Source organism: Streptococcus sp. SCPM-O-B-15294 (M123) (genome assembly GCF_058200455.1).
Genome location: NZ_JBYQGU010000019.1, coordinates 17,106 through 34,283 on the forward strand (window position 1 = coordinate 17,106; position 17,178 = coordinate 34,283).

At 44.0% G+C, this 17,178-nt stretch carries 22 protein-coding genes and 1 other annotated feature; of the genes, 5 read left to right on the forward strand and 17 right to left on the reverse strand.

The window, feature by feature from the left end; all coding sequences use genetic code 11:
* Positions 1-31 precede the first annotated feature (31 nt).
* From AC3E8G_RS09680 to AC3E8G_RS09695, 4 genes are all read right to left on the reverse strand, one after another.
* Positions 32-265, reverse strand: coding sequence for an FXYD domain-containing ion transport regulator (locus AC3E8G_RS09680; RefSeq protein ID WP_048715795.1), 234 nt, complete (start codon positions 263-265; stop codon positions 32-34).
* Positions 266-340: 75 nt separating this feature from the next.
* Positions 341-685: a rhodanese-like domain-containing protein gene (locus AC3E8G_RS09685; RefSeq protein ID WP_048715847.1), complete on the reverse strand. Its 345-nt coding sequence runs from the start codon at positions 683-685 to the stop codon at positions 341-343.
* A gap of 38 nt (positions 686-723) precedes the next feature.
* Positions 724-942, reverse strand: a complete 219-nt coding sequence (locus AC3E8G_RS09690; protein ID WP_006596794.1) for a YqgQ family protein — start codon at positions 940-942, stop codon at positions 724-726.
* Between the two features lie 124 nt (positions 943-1,066).
* A complete protein-coding gene (locus AC3E8G_RS09695) occupies positions 1,067-1,594 on the reverse strand; it encodes a Dps family protein (protein WP_490677617.1) in 528 nt (175 codons plus the stop codon).
* 153 nt (positions 1,595-1,747) lie between these two features.
* Between AC3E8G_RS09695 and AC3E8G_RS09700 the strand changes: the two genes are divergently transcribed.
* Entirely contained in the window at positions 1,748-2,407 is a 660-nt protein-coding gene (locus AC3E8G_RS09700) for a prepilin peptidase (RefSeq protein WP_490677618.1), read from the forward strand.
* A 6-nt stretch (positions 2,408-2,413) separates the two neighbouring features.
* On the opposite strand, the gene trpB is transcribed toward AC3E8G_RS09700, so the two are convergent.
* The 13 genes from trpB to rsmD all read right to left on the reverse strand — a co-directional run bounded on the left by trpB (position 2,414) and on the right by rsmD (position 14,247).
* Positions 2,414-3,601: a tryptophan synthase subunit beta gene (trpB, locus tag AC3E8G_RS09705; protein WP_048687733.1), complete on the reverse strand. Its 1,188-nt coding sequence runs from the start codon at positions 3,599-3,601 to the stop codon at positions 2,414-2,416.
* A 120-nt stretch (positions 3,602-3,721) separates the two neighbouring features.
* Positions 3,722-3,957 (reverse strand) — a binding site (T-box leader).
* Between the two features lie 77 nt (positions 3,958-4,034).
* Complete coding sequence (locus AC3E8G_RS09710) at positions 4,035-4,568, reverse strand: VanZ family protein (protein WP_490677619.1); 534 nt, start codon at positions 4,566-4,568, stop codon at positions 4,035-4,037.
* The gene (rlmN, locus tag AC3E8G_RS09715) at positions 4,546-5,634 is read right to left on the reverse strand and encodes a dual-specificity RNA methyltransferase RlmN (protein WP_006596799.1); all 1,089 of its coding nucleotides are present in this window, start codon (positions 5,632-5,634) and stop codon (positions 4,546-4,548) included. The genes AC3E8G_RS09710 and rlmN overlap by 23 nt, the downstream gene beginning before the upstream one ends.
* Before the next feature lie 18 nt (positions 5,635-5,652).
* Positions 5,653-6,231: a YutD family protein gene (locus AC3E8G_RS09720; protein ID WP_490677620.1), complete on the reverse strand. Its 579-nt coding sequence runs from the start codon at positions 6,229-6,231 to the stop codon at positions 5,653-5,655.
* A 426-nt stretch (positions 6,232-6,657) separates the two neighbouring features.
* Entirely contained in the window at positions 6,658-8,370 is a 1,713-nt protein-coding gene (locus AC3E8G_RS09725) for a cache domain-containing sensor histidine kinase (RefSeq protein ID WP_490677621.1), read from the reverse strand.
* On the reverse strand, positions 8,367-9,101 hold the full coding sequence (locus tag AC3E8G_RS09730) for a response regulator transcription factor (protein ID WP_048715808.1): 735 nt from the start codon (positions 9,099-9,101) through the stop codon (positions 8,367-8,369). The genes AC3E8G_RS09725 and AC3E8G_RS09730 overlap by 4 nt, the downstream gene beginning before the upstream one ends.
* 58 nt (positions 9,102-9,159) lie before the next feature.
* Positions 9,160-10,281, reverse strand: a complete 1,122-nt coding sequence (msrB, locus tag AC3E8G_RS09735; RefSeq protein WP_490677622.1) for a peptide-methionine (R)-S-oxide reductase MsrB — start codon at positions 10,279-10,281, stop codon at positions 9,160-9,162.
* Positions 10,282-10,293: 12 nt separating this feature from the next.
* Positions 10,294-10,854, reverse strand: coding sequence for a redoxin family protein (locus AC3E8G_RS09740; RefSeq protein ID WP_223363961.1), 561 nt, complete (start codon positions 10,852-10,854; stop codon positions 10,294-10,296).
* A gap of 59 nt (positions 10,855-10,913) precedes the next feature.
* Positions 10,914-11,234 carry a hypothetical protein gene (locus tag AC3E8G_RS09745; RefSeq protein ID WP_411400681.1) on the reverse strand — a complete coding sequence of 107 codons (321 nt, stop codon included), beginning with the start codon at positions 11,232-11,234 and terminating at the stop codon, positions 10,914-10,916.
* 26 nt (positions 11,235-11,260) lie between these two features.
* A complete protein-coding gene (ccdA2, locus tag AC3E8G_RS09750; protein WP_411400683.1) occupies positions 11,261-11,971 on the reverse strand; it encodes a thiol-disulfide oxidoreductase-associated membrane protein CcdA2 in 711 nt (236 codons plus the stop codon).
* A 161-nt stretch (positions 11,972-12,132) separates the two neighbouring features.
* Positions 12,133-13,239, reverse strand: a complete 1,107-nt coding sequence (locus AC3E8G_RS09755; protein WP_490677623.1) for a SepM family pheromone-processing serine protease — start codon at positions 13,237-13,239, stop codon at positions 12,133-12,135.
* Positions 13,240-13,244: 5 nt separating this feature from the next.
* Entirely contained in the window at positions 13,245-13,718 is a 474-nt protein-coding gene (coaD, locus tag AC3E8G_RS09760; RefSeq protein WP_236127945.1) for a pantetheine-phosphate adenylyltransferase, read from the reverse strand.
* Complete coding sequence (rsmD, locus tag AC3E8G_RS09765) at positions 13,708-14,247, reverse strand: 16S rRNA (guanine(966)-N(2))-methyltransferase RsmD (RefSeq protein ID WP_490677624.1); 540 nt, start codon at positions 14,245-14,247, stop codon at positions 13,708-13,710. Before rsmD ends, coaD begins: the two co-directional genes overlap by 11 nt.
* A 182-nt stretch (positions 14,248-14,429) precedes the next feature.
* Here rsmD and AC3E8G_RS09770 point away from each other — a divergent pair, with 182 nt between their 5' ends.
* From AC3E8G_RS09770 to AC3E8G_RS09785, 4 genes are read left to right on the forward strand one after another with little or no spacing between them, the layout of a single operon-like run.
* Entirely contained in the window at positions 14,430-15,107 is a 678-nt protein-coding gene (locus tag AC3E8G_RS09770; protein WP_195563576.1) for a helix-turn-helix domain-containing protein, read from the forward strand.
* A 2-nt stretch (positions 15,108-15,109) separates the two neighbouring features.
* Positions 15,110-16,522: a Y-family DNA polymerase gene (locus AC3E8G_RS09775; RefSeq protein ID WP_490677625.1), complete on the forward strand. Its 1,413-nt coding sequence runs from the start codon at positions 15,110-15,112 to the stop codon at positions 16,520-16,522.
* Positions 16,519-16,890, forward strand: a complete 372-nt coding sequence (locus AC3E8G_RS09780) for a hypothetical protein (protein ID WP_490677626.1) — start codon at positions 16,519-16,521, stop codon at positions 16,888-16,890. The genes AC3E8G_RS09775 and AC3E8G_RS09780 overlap by 4 nt, the downstream gene beginning before the upstream one ends.
* Positions 16,871-17,176, forward strand: coding sequence for a DUF5960 family protein (locus AC3E8G_RS09785; RefSeq protein WP_195348382.1), 306 nt, complete (start codon positions 16,871-16,873; stop codon positions 17,174-17,176). Before AC3E8G_RS09780 ends, AC3E8G_RS09785 begins: the two co-directional genes overlap by 20 nt.
* The last annotated feature ends 2 nt before the right edge of the window (positions 17,177-17,178 follow it).

Consider the following 17,178-nt stretch of genomic DNA (forward strand, 5'->3'; position numbering starts at 1 on the left):
AAAAAGCTTTAGTTTTAAAGCTTTTTTTGTTTTAGTTAATCCCTGAAAGTTGTGAGATAATTACGATAAACATAACTACAGAAAGCACAATCCCTACGATAGAAAGAATTTTTTCTGTGGTATAGTCTAGTCCAGATTCTCTTTGATTTGAACTAGCCAAGACCAATCCTAGGATACCCAAAATCGGACCTACTAATGGAAATACAAAAGCAAGGATGATAGATAGGATCCCCATAACAAGTGAGGCGTTATTCTTTTCTTGCAATTTCTAGAAACTCCTTAAAGTTAATATCATTTTATGATGGCACATCAAGGATCTTTAGCAAAATGTTCCTTGATCTTAGTTCGTCTTGACTTTCCCATCCCAAGAATCCAAACCATAGGACAAGATATAGATATCTTTATAGCCCTGTTTTTTCAAGAAGAGAGCCGCATTGGTCACACGGGACCCACGACTGTTCTCATAGAGCAAGACTGGTTTATCTTTGCGAAGAGCAGACAGACTCACTTTTAACTGGTTAGAAGGAATATTCCGAGCTCCCAAAATATGCTTAGCGTGGAACTCATTTGGATCACGCAAGTCCACTAATTGGCCTTTGCGGATCAATTCTTCAAACTCTGCATTGTCCACAATTTTTGCTGCCCGACGGATACGGAAGTAATTGTAGCCCATCCAGCCAAACATCCCTAAAACAATCAACCATACTAAAATATTTGTTAAACTCACTTTTCTTTTTCCTCTTCTAAATAACGTAATTCCTGTGCGTGTTCTCTACGTAAGACGGCTTCTGCTTCTAGATAATCCAATTTTTCCATCAGCCCAGCGTCATAGATCCTTTTCAATTCAATCTTCATCAATTCGATGTCGTAAAGTCGTTTTCCGACATAAATGATGATTCCAAATTTTTTCAGAAATTGTTGAACATCGTACAGGGTTTTCATGTGCCTATTCTATCAAATCTTTCAAGTATTTTCAAGATGGCCCCTATTTTATTTACAGGAAAAAATCTCATCCAAACAAAAATGAGCCTCCCAAGCAAGGAAGGCTCGTTTGTTTATTTTCAGATTACAAACCTGGTGCTTGGTCCAATTCAGCGGCAATCATCCAGATATGTTTTTCCAATTCAGCTTTTGCACCAACAAAGATATCGTTGGTCACGTCATCTCCTTCAGCATCTGTGATATCCAAGGCTTTTTGATAAAGACTTACCAAGTAGCGGAAGATAGAAAGGACACGTCCCAAATTTTCTTCCATAGAGCGTTCGAATGAACCTTTTTCTTCTTGGATGTTGCTGTGTTCCAAGAACTCAACCATGCTAGCGTATGGGGCACCTCCCAAGGTAATCAAGCGTTCACTCACTTCATCAAGAGTCGCATCCAAGCTTTCCATGTACTCATCCATTTTTGGATGCCATACGAGGAAACCACGGCCACGCATATACCAATGCACTTGGTGCAAGGCAATATGAGCGACATAAAGGTCTGCCACTACTTGATTCAAAACCGCTTTTGTATCGGTTAAACTCTTGCTTACTTCACTGATTGTTGCAAATGTTGCTACGTCTTTTGCTGCTTCTTTTTTAATTGTTGTCATAACTAAATTCTCCTTTTTTAGAATTATTCTAATTTAGTTATATTATAATCCTTCTAATTAAGAAATGCAAGAGAAAATGCTTAAATAAGAAAAGTTAGAAAATTGTTTCAGTTCTAATCGTTATTCGTCATCTTTTTTACGAATTATATAAGTATGATTAACTTTTATTTTTTTACAGTCGGTGCCTGCATCGCCTCTTTTTTAGGGCTCGTCATCGACCGCTTTCCAGAAAGCTCCATCATCCGTCCGAGAAGCCACTGCGACCAATGTCAGCAGAACTTAAGAGCTCTGGACCTGATTCCTATTCTTTCGCAAGCCCTTTTTCGATTCCGTTGTCGCTACTGCCAAGGTGCCCTTCCTTACTGGTATGCCCTCTTTGAAGCCTGGAGCGGCCTCCTTTTTTTGCTGTGCTATCAAGGGCTTCTTCCCATTCCTCATCTCCTGCTTCTGCTTGGCAGTTGTGTTTTGGCCATCTATGATTTGCGCTCCATGGAGTACCCTCTCCTTCTCTGGCTAATACTCAACGCTCTTTGCCTACTTTTCACCGGCCCTACCCTCTTAATGGGAGTCTTTCTCTTCTTAGGAATTCTATCTTGTCTTTACTCCATTGGCATTGGAGCAGGGGACTTTCTCTTACTGGCTACTTTTTCTTTGACCCTCTCAGCTACCCAAGTCCTCCTAGTCATGCAAGGAGCTTCCCTTATTGGTCTCCTGGTCTTTCTCTTTAAAAAAGAAAAAGACCGGATTCCTTTTGTTCCCTGTCTTTTTCTGAGTTATCATGCTTTACTCTTTTTTACAATTTTTAGCAGATAAGATTGCTTATTTTGTAGCTTTCGCTTCTAGATAATCTGCAATAGCAGCTACGTCCTTGTCCCCACGTCCAGAAACATTGATGATGATGATTTTGTCTTTGTCCAATTGTGGAGCACGTTTGACCGCTTCCGCAATCGCGTGTGAGCTTTCGATGGCTGGGAGGATTCCTTCTGTCTTACTGAGAAGAAGAAGCGCTTGAACTGCTTCATCATCTGTCGCAGCTACATATTCGACACGACCAGAGTCTTTAAAGAAAGCATGCTCTGGACCAACCCCTGGGTAGTCCAAACCAGCAGAGATTGAGTACACTGGCGCTACTTTTCCATCTTCTCCAAAGACAGCATAGGTCTTCATGCCATCGACAACTCCAACAGTCCCCTTGGTCATGGTCGCTGCGTGCTGATCAGTATCCAAACCATGGCCTGCCGCTTCAACACCGACCAATTTGACTTCTTCATCACCTACATATTGGGAGAAGGCACCAATGGCATTGGATCCCCCACCAACACAGGCAATGACATAATCCGGCAAACGCCCTTCTTTTTCCAAGATTTGGCGTTTAGATTCTTCACTGATCACCTTTTGGAATTCATGCACAATGGTTGGGTAGGGGTGAGGTCCAACGGCAGAACCCAAGACATAAAAAGCATCCAGATCCGCCATCCATGCTCCAAAAGCAGCATCTACAGCGTCTTTCAAAGTCTTAGTACCTGTTTCAACCGCATGAACGGTTGCCCCCATCATTTCCATACGGAAGACATTCAAGCGTTGGCGTTCCACGTCTTCTGCTCCCATGTAGACATCACAGGCCATGCCGAACTTAGCTGCTGCAGCCGCTGTAGCCACACCGTGTTGACCGGCTCCTGTTTCAGCAATCACGCGCGTTTTGCCCATGCGTTTGGCTAAGAGGATTTGCCCCAAGACGTTATTCAATTTATGCGAACCTAGGTGATTCAAATCTTCGCGCTTCAAATAAATTTTTGCCCCACCTAAATGATCTGTCAAACTTTCCGCAAAGTAGAGCGGAGTTTCCCGTCCAGAATAATCTTTCAAATAATGTTTGTATTCTGCGATAAATTCTGGGTCATTTTTGTACTGTTCAAAAGTTGCCTCTAATTGATCCAGCAAGTTTTGAATGGGTTCTGGTACGAAAGATCCACCAAATTGTCCGAAATATCCTTTAGTTTCTGTCATGATTGTGTCCTCTTTTCTATATTTTCAATTCTGTTTATGATTTTTTCTCTCGCTGGTCCTTTGAGCTGCAGTCTCACTGGATCCCTTTGAGATACAAAAAACCTCACACAGAAAAATCTGTGTGAGGACGATTCGATACCGCGGTGCCACCTCAATTGTAGGAAGATATTCTTTCTCCTACATCTCTGACCTGTCTAACAACAGGGTGCACGATAAGGTGTGCTCACCGAATTTTTATTGTTTCAAATTCATCATCATAAACGCATCAGCCCATTTCAAGATTCACCACTGCTTGTTCGCAATCACCACAAGCTCCCTGGAAGTGAGAAAAACCTCTACTTTTCTGATGTCTTGAAGCTATTATAGCTCCCGCTTCTGACTTTGTCAACCCAAAATTTGAAATCGTATTCAATCGTTCGGATTTTAGTCCAAACTAAGATAGATTATCCTTACCCATAGAAGATTGCACCCATTTAAAACACAGATAGGCTAGGTAGCCTCCCAGAGTATTGGTCCACAAATCATCTATCTCAAACACCCGATTGAAATCAAACAAGAGGTCTAACACAATCTGACTAAGCTCGATCCACACACTCATCCCTAGACTAAAGCAAAGGACGCGTTTCCTAGTACCTAGCCAAGGCCAGAGCCACAATAGTTGAAAAACCAAAGGGAACAAGAGAAAGATATTGGCTATATTCTGTACAAGCACCTTGATCAGCTGGAGCAGACTAGTCACTTGACCTAGGTTGATGAGAGAATTAAAGGGAATCAGTAATACGACTACACGCCCAAAATGCTGAATCCCAGGTGTTTCCATCCCTGGTTCAGGCCGCTGGGGAAGAAAACACATGAGGCAGAGCAGGACAAAATAGAAGAAACTGCCACCTAGTAGCAGTTGTCTTCCTTTTTTTGTTAATTGCCCTTGTTCTATCAGCCTGTTGTTACGGTTGAGCTTCTTCAACAATGGCTTTCTCCCGGTCTCTCTTCATCGTATTAGAACGCAATTGTCCACAAGCAGCATCGATATCCGTACCATGCTCTTGACGAACCACGCAGTTGACGCCGTTTTTCTTCAAGGTGTCATAGAAGGCCATCACACGCTCTCTTGGACTCCGGCTATATTGGTCATGCTCACTAACTGGGTTGTATGGGATCAAGTTGACATAAGATAGCTTCTTGATCTTTTTGAGGAGTTCTGCCAATTCCAAGGCTTGCTCGACACCATCATTGACTTCGTTGAGCATGATGTACTCGAAGGTCACCCGACGGTTGGTCGTTTCGATATAGTACTCAATGGCCGCAAACAATTTCTCGATTGGGAAAGCCCGGTTGATTTTCATGATGCTAGAACGCAAGTCATTGTTTGGAGCATGAAGGGATACTGCCAAGTTGACCTGAACCCCTTCATTGGCAAAGTCACGAATCTTATGAGCCAAGCCAGACGTTGAAACGGTAATATGACGGGCACCGATAGCCAACCCCTTGTCATCATTAACCGTACGGACAAAACTTAAGACATTCTTGTAGTTGTCAAACGGCTCACCAATTCCCATCACAACGATATGGCTGACACGTTCATCTTGTCCACGTTCGTCAAAGTATTTTTGAACCAACATGATTTGGGCAACGATTTCCCCGCTGTTCAAATCGCGTTGCTTCTTGATCAAACCAGATGCACAGAAGGTACAGCCGATGTTGCACCCTACCTGAGTGGTGACACAGACTGACAAGCCATAATGTTGACGCATCAAAACTGTCTCGATCAACATGCCATCTGGCAATTCAAAGAGGTATTTAACAGTCCCATCTGCCGACTCTTGAACGATTCGTTGTTTCAAAGGATTGATCACGAACTGGTCGTTCAAGGTTTCAATCAAGTCCTTCGATAGGTTGGTCATTTCTTCAAATGACTGGACGCGTTTGCGATAGAGCCATTCCCAGATTTGGGTCGCTCGAAATTTCTTTTCACCATTTTCTTCTGCCCACTCGATCAGTTCTTGTCGAGTCAAGCCATAAATTGAAGGTTTCATCTTATCTCTTTTCTCTCTTTACTTTTGACGGATGACAAAATGGCGTTCTTGCTCACCCTGTGCATCTTTTTTTCTAGACCGCTGACGGTTCTTTTTCTTTGGTTGAGAAGTCTTTTGTTTTTGCTCTTGTTCACGTTCCCGTGGCTGATTTTTGGAGCGATTCCGGCGATTTTGACGACCGCCACGCTTAGCAGAACGATTCCCCTCTTCCTGTTGTTTAGGAGAAGATTTCTTGTCAAAGGATGCTCGACGGGGTTCTGCATTTTCTAGGACAAAATAAGCACAGCCATAGCTACAGTATTCTAATAAATAATCTTCCAGACGGCTGATTTTCTCTGCATCTATGACAGGGCGATCATCTTTATAGAAGCCACGTAGGCGCAACTGTTCATTGCTCCAATCACCGACAATGTAATCAAATTTGGTCAAAACCTCTGAAAAACGCTGACCAAAGACCGTCGCATCAAAGGCATCATTCTGATTCTCAACCAGCTCAAATGTCAATTGTTCTGCTAGCACTTGACTGCCAACCAGACGAAATTCCGGTCCAGGATATTTATTGTAATTAAATAATTCAGGGGATATTTCTTTGCGCATAGCCTTCCTTTATTCATACCTTTAGTTGTAACACTTTATTTTATCATAAATCCCTATCTTTAGATAGAATTTCAACGGAAAAGAGAAAATCTGTAAAAAGTCTGACGATTTAATTTATCTCTTCTTCCTGTCACATTATAAAAAGCAGGCTTTTTCAAAGCCTGCTCAGATGGAAAATAGAGTCTTCTGAAAAACTTTCCTTAGGTGAGTACAGACGTCAGCGAACTTCGTAGAAGTTCCATGACTAATTATTGAGCCTCTTCGCTCTTTAATTTCTGGGCTCAGGCTAAAACAGTTCCCCGAACTGTTTTAGCCTCAATAATTCCGTGTGCCTGAAACAATTGCGTTTCAGGAACTTTTCTCACGGCGGAAAGTTTTTTAGATGACTTCGTCTTCAATCTAAAACAAAGAAGGCAATCTTTGTCTCTATACATGTTCATCAGATGATGAAAGGGGCAAAAAAAGAGTAATTTTTGTATAGCTATTGGCCTTAGAATCAATCTCCATATGATAGGCTTCACCAAATTGAAGATGCAATCGTTGGTCCACATTTTTCAAGCCAACACCTCCTAAACGAAGAAGGGTTTGGTCTGTTGACTCTGACCGGTCAAACCCTCGTCCATTGTCAAAAATCGATACGCAGGCGGAGTCTCCACTGACTTCAGTCGTCACTCGAATGAGACCGGGCCGATCGATCTCTTTAATGCCATGGTAAATCGCATTTTCCACTAAGGGTTGAAGCACTAATTTGGGGAGCTGATAGTCGCCCAACCGTTCATCTTCTAGAATTTCATAGTTGAGCTTCTCACCATAACGTTGCTTTTGAATGAAAAGATATTGGCGGACATGGTCAATTTCATCTCTCAGTAGGATTTGTTCCTGGCCTTGGTTGAGAGCCAGTCGAAAATATTGAGCCAGAGACTTGGTGATATCAACCACGCGCCGACTATCATTAAACTCCGCCATCCAGACAATCGTATCCAAGGTATTGTAGAGAAAATGCGGATTAATCTGAGCCGAAAGTGCCCGCAACTCGTAACGCCGTGCGTTCTGCTCCTCTTCCTTAACCTGTTGCATGAGGTTATCGATTTGGTCCAACATGGCATTAAAAGTTTGAGCGAGGTCCACCAATTCTGGAGATCCTTTGGCTGCAGCTCTCACGTGAGCATCTCCTGCTCCAATCCTCAAAATGATAGCCTGAAGGTCTCGTAAGGGTTTGATCCACAAACGCAGAACAAAGCCGATTCCTATTAAACACATGATCAAAGCTAATAATCCTAGACCAATGAAAGAGTATAGGAGCTGCGACTGAAGCATCTGAAGTCCTTCAAGTGAAGCCACTCCAATCAAGGTCCAATCACTATTTGGAATCGGAACCTGATAGATAAAATTCTGCCCTCCTTTTGCATAACCATCTTTCACAGCAATATAGGGCTGCATGGCCTGCATTTCTTGGCTGGAGGAATAGACCGCCTTTTTAGGATGGTAGACAAACTCATGCTTTTGATTAATGATAAAACTAAAGCCTTGCTTCCCTAGTTGAAGGTGATCCAAGTAAGCCTGAAGGCTATCGTAGCCAATATCCAAGCGTACTACTCCGAGATTTTGTCCAGTCTGATCGACCACTTCTTGGGTAATAGAAACCACCCATTTTTCTTTTTCCGAGGTCAAGGATTCCTTTCGAGCTGGCGTCAAGACCGGCATGGCTCTTTCCTTAATCGCCTCTTGATACCAACTTTCATTCATCATATCTGAAGAAGTCTGCATGCTGATTTTGGTATCTGTCGCTACCAGACGTCCGTCCTTAGTCACCAGGACTGCTGAGACCAGGTCCGGATCCGTTTCAATCATCGTTCGCATCAAGTGCTGAACCGTTTCTTGATCCGCACTCCTATCTTGGGCAAATTGGCGAACAGCCTGTTCCTTGCTAAGCACCGTTGTGGTCTGCTTTAATTTTTTTAGATAAGAGGTTATAAACTGACTGCTTTGATCGATACTATTTCTTGTCGTCCGCTCCGTTAGCTGGCGGATCGTCCCTGAGCTCGTTTGATAATAGAGGCTACCGATAAGACCAAACAGCAAGAGAATGAAGAGAAAAAAGTAGAGGACCAGCTGGATCAGCAAAGGATATCGTTTCATTCATGCTCTCCTTTTTTGTACTGCCTTGGCGTCACCCCAACAACCTGCTTAAAGCGTTGAGAAAAATAGTTCATATCTTCAAAACCAACCTGATCGGCGATCTCATAAATCTTTAAATCTGTCGTGAGAAGCAAGAGCCGAGCCTTCTTCATTCGCTCCTGGATAAGGTATTCTTGAAAGGGAAGTCCCAATTTTTTCTTGATCAATACACTTAGATAAGAGGGACTGAAACCAAGTTGATAGGCCAAATCCTTCAGGGTTAACTGGGAATCTGCTAAACGAGCATGAATAGCTTCTTCCAAGTCTGTCGAATAACCATGACTGACCAAATCTTCGACTTGTGCCTTTTTTCGCTCTTGATCGAGTTTTCCTTTCACCTTTGCTAACATCTCTTCAATATCATCTTTTGAAAAAGGCTTCAGCAAATAATCATCTGCACCTAACTTGATGGCTTTCCTAGCAAACTCAAAGTCATCATAACCGGTCAAAAAAATGATATGACAAGACGGAGATTGCTCTTTAACGAGATGGGCCAGATCCAAGCCATTCATTTGTGGCATATTGATATCGGTTAGAAGGATATCAGCTGGTTGATCTTGAAACTTCTCCCAGGCCTCACGGCCATTTTCTGCCTGGTTGATGACGGTCATTCCAAACTGTTCATAATCCACTAAGGAAGTCAGTCCCTGCCGGATAAGCTCTTCATCTTCCACAATCATGATCGCATACATGTCTTTCACCTACTTGTTTTTGCTAGGCTTATTATAGCAAATTGTAGTTCCAAATGTCTCAGACATAGTCCAATAAATAACCGTAGCCCTTTTCCACCATCTCTGCTTTAGGGATGAATTTGATTGACAAGCTATTGATGCAGTAACGAAGGCCACCTTTTTCCTTGGGTCCATCTGTAAAAACATGGCCCAGATGGGAATTTCCCACACGGCTCCGAACTTCTGTCCGAGTCATATTGAAACTCTTATCTTCCTTGTAGGTTGCCACATCCGGACTGATCGGTCGGCTAAAGCTTGGCCAACCACAACCAGAATCAAATTTATCTTTTGAGGAGAAGAGAGGCTCTCCTGTTACGACATCCACATAAATACCGGCATCAAACTGATCCCAGTAACGATTGGAGAAGGCTCGTTCGGTATCATTTTTTTGTGTCACCGCATACTCTTCAGGAGATAACTTCTTTTTGATTTCCTCATCGCTTGGCTTGGAGTAGCGGCTAGCATCAATAACAGGATAAGAAGCCTGATTGACATCGATATGGCAGTACCCATTCGGATGTTTCTTTAGATAATCCTGGTGGTAGTCCTCAGCCTTGATGAAATTGCTCAGTTCCTCTTTTTCCACTGCTAACGGTTTGTCGTATTTTTTTGCTACCTCTTCAAAGACTTGGTTAATGGTTGGAAGGTCTTCTTGGGAGACATAATAGACACCTGTTCGGTATTGAGTCCCTTGATCATTTCCTTGACGATTCTTCGACGTTGGGTCGATAATCCGGAAATAATGCAGGAGCAATTCTTTCAGAGATACCTGCTTGACATTGTAAGTGATATGAACTGTTTCAGCATGGCCTGTTTGAGGGACTAATTCATACTTGGTGGTATCCCCTTTTCCATTGGCATAACCTGATTCGGCATCAATGACACCCGGAACACGGGAAAAATACTCTTCCACACCCCAGAAGCAACCACCAGCTAGATAGATTTCTCGTTGGTCTTCTGGATTGACTTTTTCTTCCTGCTTTTTGTTTGCTACTGGTGTCTGACTCATGGACGCTTTTTTGATCTGCTCAGTCGTCGCATCTGATGTATCCAAGGCCATGGATCCTTTGACAAGGAAAAAGATTCCAAAACAAAATAGCCCCACTAAAAGAATGGAAATGAGTTTCCATTTTGTTTCCATTTTATGTCCTCCTTACTTCATTTCTTTTAGAGTCTGGACTATGTCTTCCTTACTCATATAGCCGATATGGGTCTTAGCGAGAGTTCCATCGCTTGCAATAAAGAGTGCCGATGGATAAGAACGAATCCCATACTCTTTTAGCAGTTCCCCTTTACTATCTAGCAAGACTGGGAAATCCTTGTAATCCAAAGACTGGTACCAGTTTTTGAAATCTGCTTCTGATTTTTCACCATTAAAAGTTGGAGCTACAACGGATAAGACCACATAATCCTTACCCGCCTCTTCTTTTGCCAACTCATTGGTATCCTCTAATGTCGATAGGCAAATAGAGCACCAGGAAGCCCAAAATTTGAGGTAAACTTTCTTCCCTTTGTAATCAGATAAGCGGTAGGTCTTACCGTCTACTCCTTGCAGGTTAAACTCTTGAACCTTCTTTCCAGCTTGCTCTGAAGATCCCGTTGTGGATGTCTGCTTAGTCTCACTTTTGTTGGATGATTCCATTCCTTGGTTAGAGCAAGCCCCCAAAAGTCCAGTACACAAGAATCCTGCAGCTACTAAAGCTAATTTCTTCATCATTATTACCTCTTTAAACAAGGAGAAAGTCATCCTCAGATGACCTCTCCCTTCTTTCATTAGTTGTCTGATTTCATATCAGATGATTCACTCTTTTCATCTTTCATTTCTGAATCGCTAGATTTCATCTCATCTTTTTTCATATCGTCCTTCATTTCAGAACTGCTGTCAGACATCATAGATGAATCTTTCATGTCTTCTTTTTTCATTTTATCATCGGACATGGATGAATCCTTCATGTCATCCTTCTTCATATCGTCCTTCTTCATCATACTACTATCGTCCATTTTTTTCATGTCTGAATCTGATTTCTGTCCAGAACAAGCTGCTAAAGTGACGATGCTAAGTGTAGCAATAGAAAGTGCAAGAATTTTTTTCATGATTTTTCTCCTTTAATCATTCAAGATTAGTGAAACAGGGATGCGAGGCTATTAAGATTTCCTAGCATCAGCAAGATGCCCATCAAGATGATGATGGCACCACCAATTTTTTTCAAGGTTCCCATATGGGGCTTGAGTTTAGCAAAATGTTGTAGAACCCAGCTAGAAGCTAAGGCCAAAAGCAAGAAAGGCAGAGCCAAGCCTAATGTATATACCAGCATCAGGAGAGCGCCTTGCAATGCACCATCTCCTCCAGAAGCTGCAATGGCTAAAACAGAGCTCAAAACTGGTCCGACACAAGGGGTCCAACCAAAACTGAAGGTGACCCCTATCAGAAAAGCATTGAAGAATTCATTGCGTTTTTCGTCCTTCTTCAGTTGGATACTCTTTTGTTTTTGGAGTTGCTGAAGATTGATGAGGCCCATCTGATGGATTCCCAATAAGATGACAATCCCTCCTAGTAGGTAACGGAACCAGGGAGCATAAAGCACCTGGCCAAGGGCCCCTGCACCGTATCCTAGAATCAGGAAAACAGTTGATAGACCTGCGATAAAACAAAGAGTCTTCACCAGGCCATACCAAGAAATGTCTCTTCCAAAAATACGCACCGTTTTTTCATGCTCAGAATCCAATAGAATCCCTACATAGACTGGCATCAGTGGCAAAATACATGGGGAGAAAAAGGATAGAACTCCCGCTAAGAATACTGAAATGGAAAACAAACTGGTTTGAATCATTTCACTACCTCCCTTTCTTTCTGACACCAGTATAAAGAAAAAATCCCTCTAAAAATAGAGAGATTGATAAGCAAAAACTTGAATTTAATTAGAAGGTGAATGTTCCCCTCTGCTAACACGATGTCATACGTGCAAGTACGAAATTTGTCAAACAGGCTACTTTAGTTCTTTTTCAAATAGTCAATGGCATCCTGCAAGGTTTTGACAGGGACAATTTTCATCTTGGTCTTAATTTTCTTAGCTGTTTCTACTGCTTCATCGTAGTTGCTCTTGGCATTCGGATTGTTCTTTTTGACTTCTTCTGTCACTGGATTGTCAGGGGCAAAGAAGATTTCAGCACCCGCTCGATCTGCCGCTACTACTTTTTTATCCACTCCACCGATATCTCCGACAGTCCCATCATGGTTAATGGTCCCTGTCCCAGCGATATGGCGTCCCTGACGAAGGTCTGGATCCGCTACTTGGGTATAGATGGATAAACTAAACATCATCCCGGCACTTGGACCACCGATGCCAGCTGTCGCAAACTCAATCGGTACGTCACTCTTCACTTCTGTCCGGTCAATCAAGCTAATTCCAATCCCATTCTTGCCATTGACCAACTTAATAATCTTTCCTTCAGCTGTCTTGGTCTGACCATCTTCTGTGTAGGTCACTGAGACCTTGTCCCCAATTTTTTGGGAACCAACATACTCGATGAGCTCTTTTGAGCTCTTGAATGTCTTGTCATTGACAGCCGTAACTGTGTCCGCAATATTTAAAACGCCTTTGAAGGTAGAGTCTTCTGCTACTTGCATGACATAAACACCGAGGAATTCCATCTCTGTATCTTTTCCAGCCGTTTTCAGTCCTTGGTATTTGGCAGTATTTTGAGAGGTTTCCATATAAAATTGATTGATCCGGAAAAATTCCTCACTGGAACTGCCACCTGTCATTTCTTTTTCAGAGTAGATATCTGTAAAAGGAGTCACCCAGGCATAGACTATATCCGAGAAGGTCGCTTGCTTGACGGCAACAGTGACAAAATCATACGAACCGGATGCTTCATCATTTTTCTGGTTGACGCGCATCACTTGGCGAATATCTTCTGAACTCCCGGGCATTTCCAGATAGTAGGGCAGGGGAACAAAGAAAGCTAGCAAGGCCAAAATCAGAAGCAAGGTCCCAATAAGGGGCCAACGATAGGTCCTCCACACACTATCTTTTTTGCGTATAGGTTCAAATGGGCTTTCTGGTAGCTGAGCCCTCTGTTTCTCAAATTCATTCATTCCTTTTATTTCATCTCCTTTATAACACTCTCTGGGACATAGGCACTGACATCCTGCTGGAAGGTCAGCAACTCGCGGATTCTCGTCGAGCTCAAGGCCTGGTACTGGGGCTGGGCACAGAGATAGATGGTCTCAAGCTCTGGAGCCAGCTGGTGATTGAAGTAGTCCATGTTGCTTTCATAGAGGAAGTCCTGGCCATTGCGCAACCCGCGAACCAAGCTCGTTACCCCATACCGTCTAGCCACTTCTACAGCCAACTCTGCCTCCGAAGTGATGACTCTTACATTGGACAAATGAGCCACTGCCTCTGTCACCATGGCTTCCCTTTGCTCAATGGTAAAATAGCCCTTCTTCTCATGATTAAAGAAGACGCCTACATACAAGTGATCAAACAAGCGACTAGCTCGCTCTATCAAATCCAAGTGTCCCAAGGTCATTGGGTCAAATGAACCTGTAAATAATCCGATTTTATCTGACATAAACCGTCACCTTACTAATTCCGTAGATTTTTTCTTTCCAGATTCCTAGACAAGCAATCTCCTCAGGCAAGTCTACTGCCTTGTCTGTCTCACAGACGACCATGACCTCTTCTCCAAGTAAACCACGTTCAGCCAGGGCCTCAATATCGGCTACGATCTGCTCCTTGGCATAGGGAGGATCTAAGAAGACAAGGTCAAAAGTCCCCTGCAATTGACTGAGAGCTTGGTGAGCCTCCATCTTCAGCAATTGAAACTTGTGGCTTTCCTTGGTCATTTGGATATTGCTAGCAATAATCCCTTGGGCTCTGCGATCTTTCTCGACCAATACAGCCTGCTCCATCCCCCGAGACACCGCCTCGATAGACAGACCACCTGAGCCAGCATATAAATCCAAGACCCGCCCTCCATCAAAATAAGGACCAATCATATTAAACATGGCCCCTCTCACCTTATCTGAAGTAGGCCTCGTTGTCTTTCCTTCGAGCGTCTTAAGAGGACGCCCTCCATAGGTACCTGATACAATCTTCATAGAGATTATTATATCAAAATTTGGATAAAAGATACAAAAACACCCACCTCTCCCATCTGATATCCGCTGAAGTTAAATCCCTTTCGCTCCTAAAGAAAAATCCTCTCACTTTTCTCTTGAAGTCCGAATTTTTTTTTGCTATACTGTATGTAACTTTTAAAACGTTACGTAGGAGAATGCAAATGTTTGATGCAAAAAAATTAAAAGACCGGCGACTTGAGCTGGGGCTGACCCAAGCTCAGGTCTACGAATCCTTAGAGATTAGTCGCAAGACCTACTCTAGTTGGGAGAATGGCTTAGCAGAGCCACACGATAAAAATCTCAGGAGGTTGGCCAAGCGCCTCTCCGTTAAAGAGGACTACTTTGTCGACAAGAGCTCAGCGCTTTTCACCTACCCTTTACTAACCCCACCCCATCAGAGAAAGGTCGATCTCTTTGCCAGCCAGCTCTTAGCAGAGCAAGAAAAGGTGGTCTCTTTGATCCCTTACCGTGTCCTCTCTATCGACTTGGCAGCCGGACATGGTCATACCTTTTATGACAATGAAACTGACTACGAGACCGTTTATTTTGACCAAGAGATCCAACACGACTTTGCCTCTTGGGTGTCTGGAGATTCTATGGAACCAAGCTATCCAAACGGTTCCGTTGCCTTGATGAAACAGACCGGATTTGACTATGATGGAGCAGTCTACGCCCTCATGTGGAATGGGAAGACCTATATCAAAAAAGTATATCGAGAAGAGGAGGGCCTCCGCCTAGAGTCCATCAACCCCGCCTATGATGACCTTTTTGCACCCTACGAAGATGAACCAAAAATCGTCGGCATCGTGGTCGGCCACTTCCTCCCTCTGGAGGTCTAGACATGCTTTTTGATTATTCACGTGAGCCAAGATCTGATATTGCTTTTGTGGATATGAAAAGTTTCTATGCCAGCTGTGAATGCGTCCGCCTCGGTCTCAATCCCTTGACGACCTCTCTTTGTGTCATGAGTCGGAGCGACAATTCTGCTGGCCTCATCTTAGCCAGTTCCCCCGTTTTTAAGCAGGTCTTTGGGAAGAAAAATGTCGGGCGAAGCTATGATCTGCCCTTTGATCTCAAGACGAGGAAATTCAATTACTACCTGGCCCGTAAGCAAGGCCTGCCGACGGATCCAGCCTTTGTCCACTATATCGAAAGCTGGGCCAAGCGCACCTTTATCGTGCCCCCTCGTATGAATGCCTATATCCAGGTCAACATGGAAATTCAGCAAGTCTTTCAAGAATTTGCGGCTCCAGATGACATCTACCCCTATTCCATCGACGAGGGTTTTATCGATTTGACCAGCTCTCTCAACTACTTTATCCCTGATCCTCAGCTAGACCGACGCTCCAAGCTGGACCTTCTTTCTGCTCGGATCCAAAAGCGCATTTGGCAGCAAACTGGGATCTACGCTACTGTCGGGATGAGCAATGCCAATCCACTCCTGGCCAAACTGGCCCTGGACAACGAAGCCAAGCACCAGAAAACCATGCGGGCCAACTGGTCTTACGAAGACGTCCCCAGTCGAGTCTGGCAGATAAAAAAACTGACCGATTTTTGGGGGATTGGCCAGCGAACAAAAAAACGCCTGAACAAACTAGATATTCACTCCATCTATGAACTAGCCCAGGCCAATCCAGACCAGCTCAAAAAAGAATTTGGAGTCATGGGCGTCCAGCTCTGGTTTCACGCCCATGGGATCGATGAAAGCAATGTCCATCGTCCCTACCGACCAAAGTCTCACGGTCTAGGAAATTCGCAAATCCTTCCACGAGACTACCTCCGCCAAAGCGATATTGAACTGGTCTTTCGGGAGATGGCTGAGCAAGTCGCCATCCGCTTGCGTCGGGAAAAGAAAAAGACACAACTGGTTTCCATCCACGCCAGCTACTCCAAGCAAGAACAGCTCCCCTCCATCCACTGCCAGCGAAAGATTGAAGCGACCAACTCTACCGCTCAATTAGCCAAGGAAGTCATCCAGCTCTTTCGCTCCCACTACCAGGGAGGAGCCATCCGGCAGATTGGAGTCTTTTATGGGAAGCTCGTAGAGGAGAGCTTCCAGCTGATCTCCCTATTTGATGACCCTGAGCAAACCCAAAGAGAAGAAGCCCTCCAGGAGACCATTGACCACATCCGTGACCGATTTGGCTTTGCTTCTCTACAAAAGGGCTCTGCCCTATTAGAAAATTCGCGCGCTCTGGCTCGAAGCAAGCTGACCGGAGGCCACTCTGCAGGAGGTTTAGATGGCTTAGCATGATTGATCGTTCTTATCTCCCCTATCAGTCGGCACGCGACTTCCAAGACCGGGGCATGGCCAAGTGGGCCGGCTTCTTCCTCTCTGAGCATTCGACGGCCTTACAAACAAACCAGCTCTCTCTCGAAGAGCTTCGCCTCCTCTCAAACCAAGAAATCCGTCACCTCCTCGAGCAGGCTTATCAGCAAGAGACTCTCCTCTCCCTCTCTACCCTCCAGGACAATCAAGTCGCCGTCTACTACGGCCAGGTCTATACCTTAAGCCCTTCCGAGGTCCTCATAAAAAATGGCCACCACTACCACTCTCTCCTTCTTTCGACTATTTTTTCTATTGAACCAGGAGATTCTAGCTATGAAACCAGCCCTGAATAAACACGAACTCCAATTTGATTATTTTTCAGACAATTACCAGCAGTTCGAGCACGATTTTTACCGATTGGCAACGACTGCTACCCCCTTGGTCTTTTTAGAAGATGACCTGCTGAGATCCATGTCGACAGGCCAGCGCAACTATTTCAGACTCCACCACACCCAGAGTCGCGATCATCGTGACCACTACTTTCACTTTCGCGTCTCCACCCATCCCCAATCTCCACTGACACGGATTTATACCTACCTAGGCCACAGTACCACCACAGAATACAAAAGAACCTCCTAGAT

What these genes read in the sequence shown, in the direction of transcription:
- AC3E8G_RS09685 (WP_048715847.1), bottom strand. Translation starts at nt 685, where the DNA reads ATGTTTGGCTGGATGGGCTACAATTACTTCCGTATCCGTCGGGCAGCA.
- AC3E8G_RS09690 (WP_006596794.1), bottom strand. Translation starts at nt 942, where the DNA reads ATGAAAACCCTGTACGATGTTCAACAATTTCTGAAAAAATTTGGAATC.
- AC3E8G_RS09695 (WP_490677617.1), bottom strand. Translation starts at nt 1,594, where the DNA reads ATGACAACAATTAAAAAAGAAGCAGCAAAAGACGTAGCAACATTTGCA.
- AC3E8G_RS09700 (WP_490677618.1), top strand. Translation starts at nt 1,748, where the DNA reads ATGATTAACTTTTATTTTTTTACAGTCGGTGCCTGCATCGCCTCTTTT.
- trpB (WP_048687733.1), bottom strand. Translation starts at nt 3,601, where the DNA reads ATGACAGAAACTAAAGGATATTTCGGACAATTTGGTGGATCTTTCGTA.
- rlmN (WP_006596799.1), bottom strand. Translation starts at nt 5,634, where the DNA reads ATGAAACCTTCAATTTATGGCTTGACTCGACAAGAACTGATCGAGTGG.
- AC3E8G_RS09720 (WP_490677620.1), bottom strand. Translation starts at nt 6,231, where the DNA reads ATGCGCAAAGAAATATCCCCTGAATTATTTAATTACAATAAATATCCT.
- AC3E8G_RS09725 (WP_490677621.1), bottom strand. Translation starts at nt 8,370, where the DNA reads ATGAAACGATATCCTTTGCTGATCCAGCTGGTCCTCTACTTTTTTCTC.
- AC3E8G_RS09730 (WP_048715808.1), bottom strand. Translation starts at nt 9,101, where the DNA reads ATGTATGCGATCATGATTGTGGAAGATGAAGAGCTTATCCGGCAGGGA.
- msrB (WP_490677622.1), bottom strand. Translation starts at nt 10,281, where the DNA reads ATGGAAACAAAATGGAAACTCATTTCCATTCTTTTAGTGGGGCTATTT.
- AC3E8G_RS09740 (WP_223363961.1), bottom strand. Translation starts at nt 10,854, where the DNA reads ATGAAGAAATTAGCTTTAGTAGCTGCAGGATTCTTGTGTACTGGACTT.
- AC3E8G_RS09745 (WP_411400681.1), bottom strand. Translation starts at nt 11,234, where the DNA reads ATGAAAAAAATTCTTGCACTTTCTATTGCTACACTTAGCATCGTCACT.
- ccdA2 (WP_411400683.1), bottom strand. Translation starts at nt 11,971, where the DNA reads ATGATTCAAACCAGTTTGTTTTCCATTTCAGTATTCTTAGCGGGAGTT.
- AC3E8G_RS09755 (WP_490677623.1), bottom strand. Translation starts at nt 13,239, where the DNA reads ATGAATGAATTTGAGAAACAGAGGGCTCAGCTACCAGAAAGCCCATTT.
- coaD (WP_236127945.1), bottom strand. Translation starts at nt 13,718, where the DNA reads ATGTCAGATAAAATCGGATTATTTACAGGTTCATTTGACCCAATGACC.
- rsmD (WP_490677624.1), bottom strand. Translation starts at nt 14,247, where the DNA reads ATGAAGATTGTATCAGGTACCTATGGAGGGCGTCCTCTTAAGACGCTC.
- AC3E8G_RS09770 (WP_195563576.1), top strand. Translation starts at nt 14,430, where the DNA reads ATGTTTGATGCAAAAAAATTAAAAGACCGGCGACTTGAGCTGGGGCTG.
- AC3E8G_RS09775 (WP_490677625.1), top strand. Translation starts at nt 15,110, where the DNA reads ATGCTTTTTGATTATTCACGTGAGCCAAGATCTGATATTGCTTTTGTG.
- AC3E8G_RS09780 (WP_490677626.1), top strand. Translation starts at nt 16,519, where the DNA reads ATGATTGATCGTTCTTATCTCCCCTATCAGTCGGCACGCGACTTCCAA.
- AC3E8G_RS09785 (WP_195348382.1), top strand. Translation starts at nt 16,871, where the DNA reads ATGAAACCAGCCCTGAATAAACACGAACTCCAATTTGATTATTTTTCA.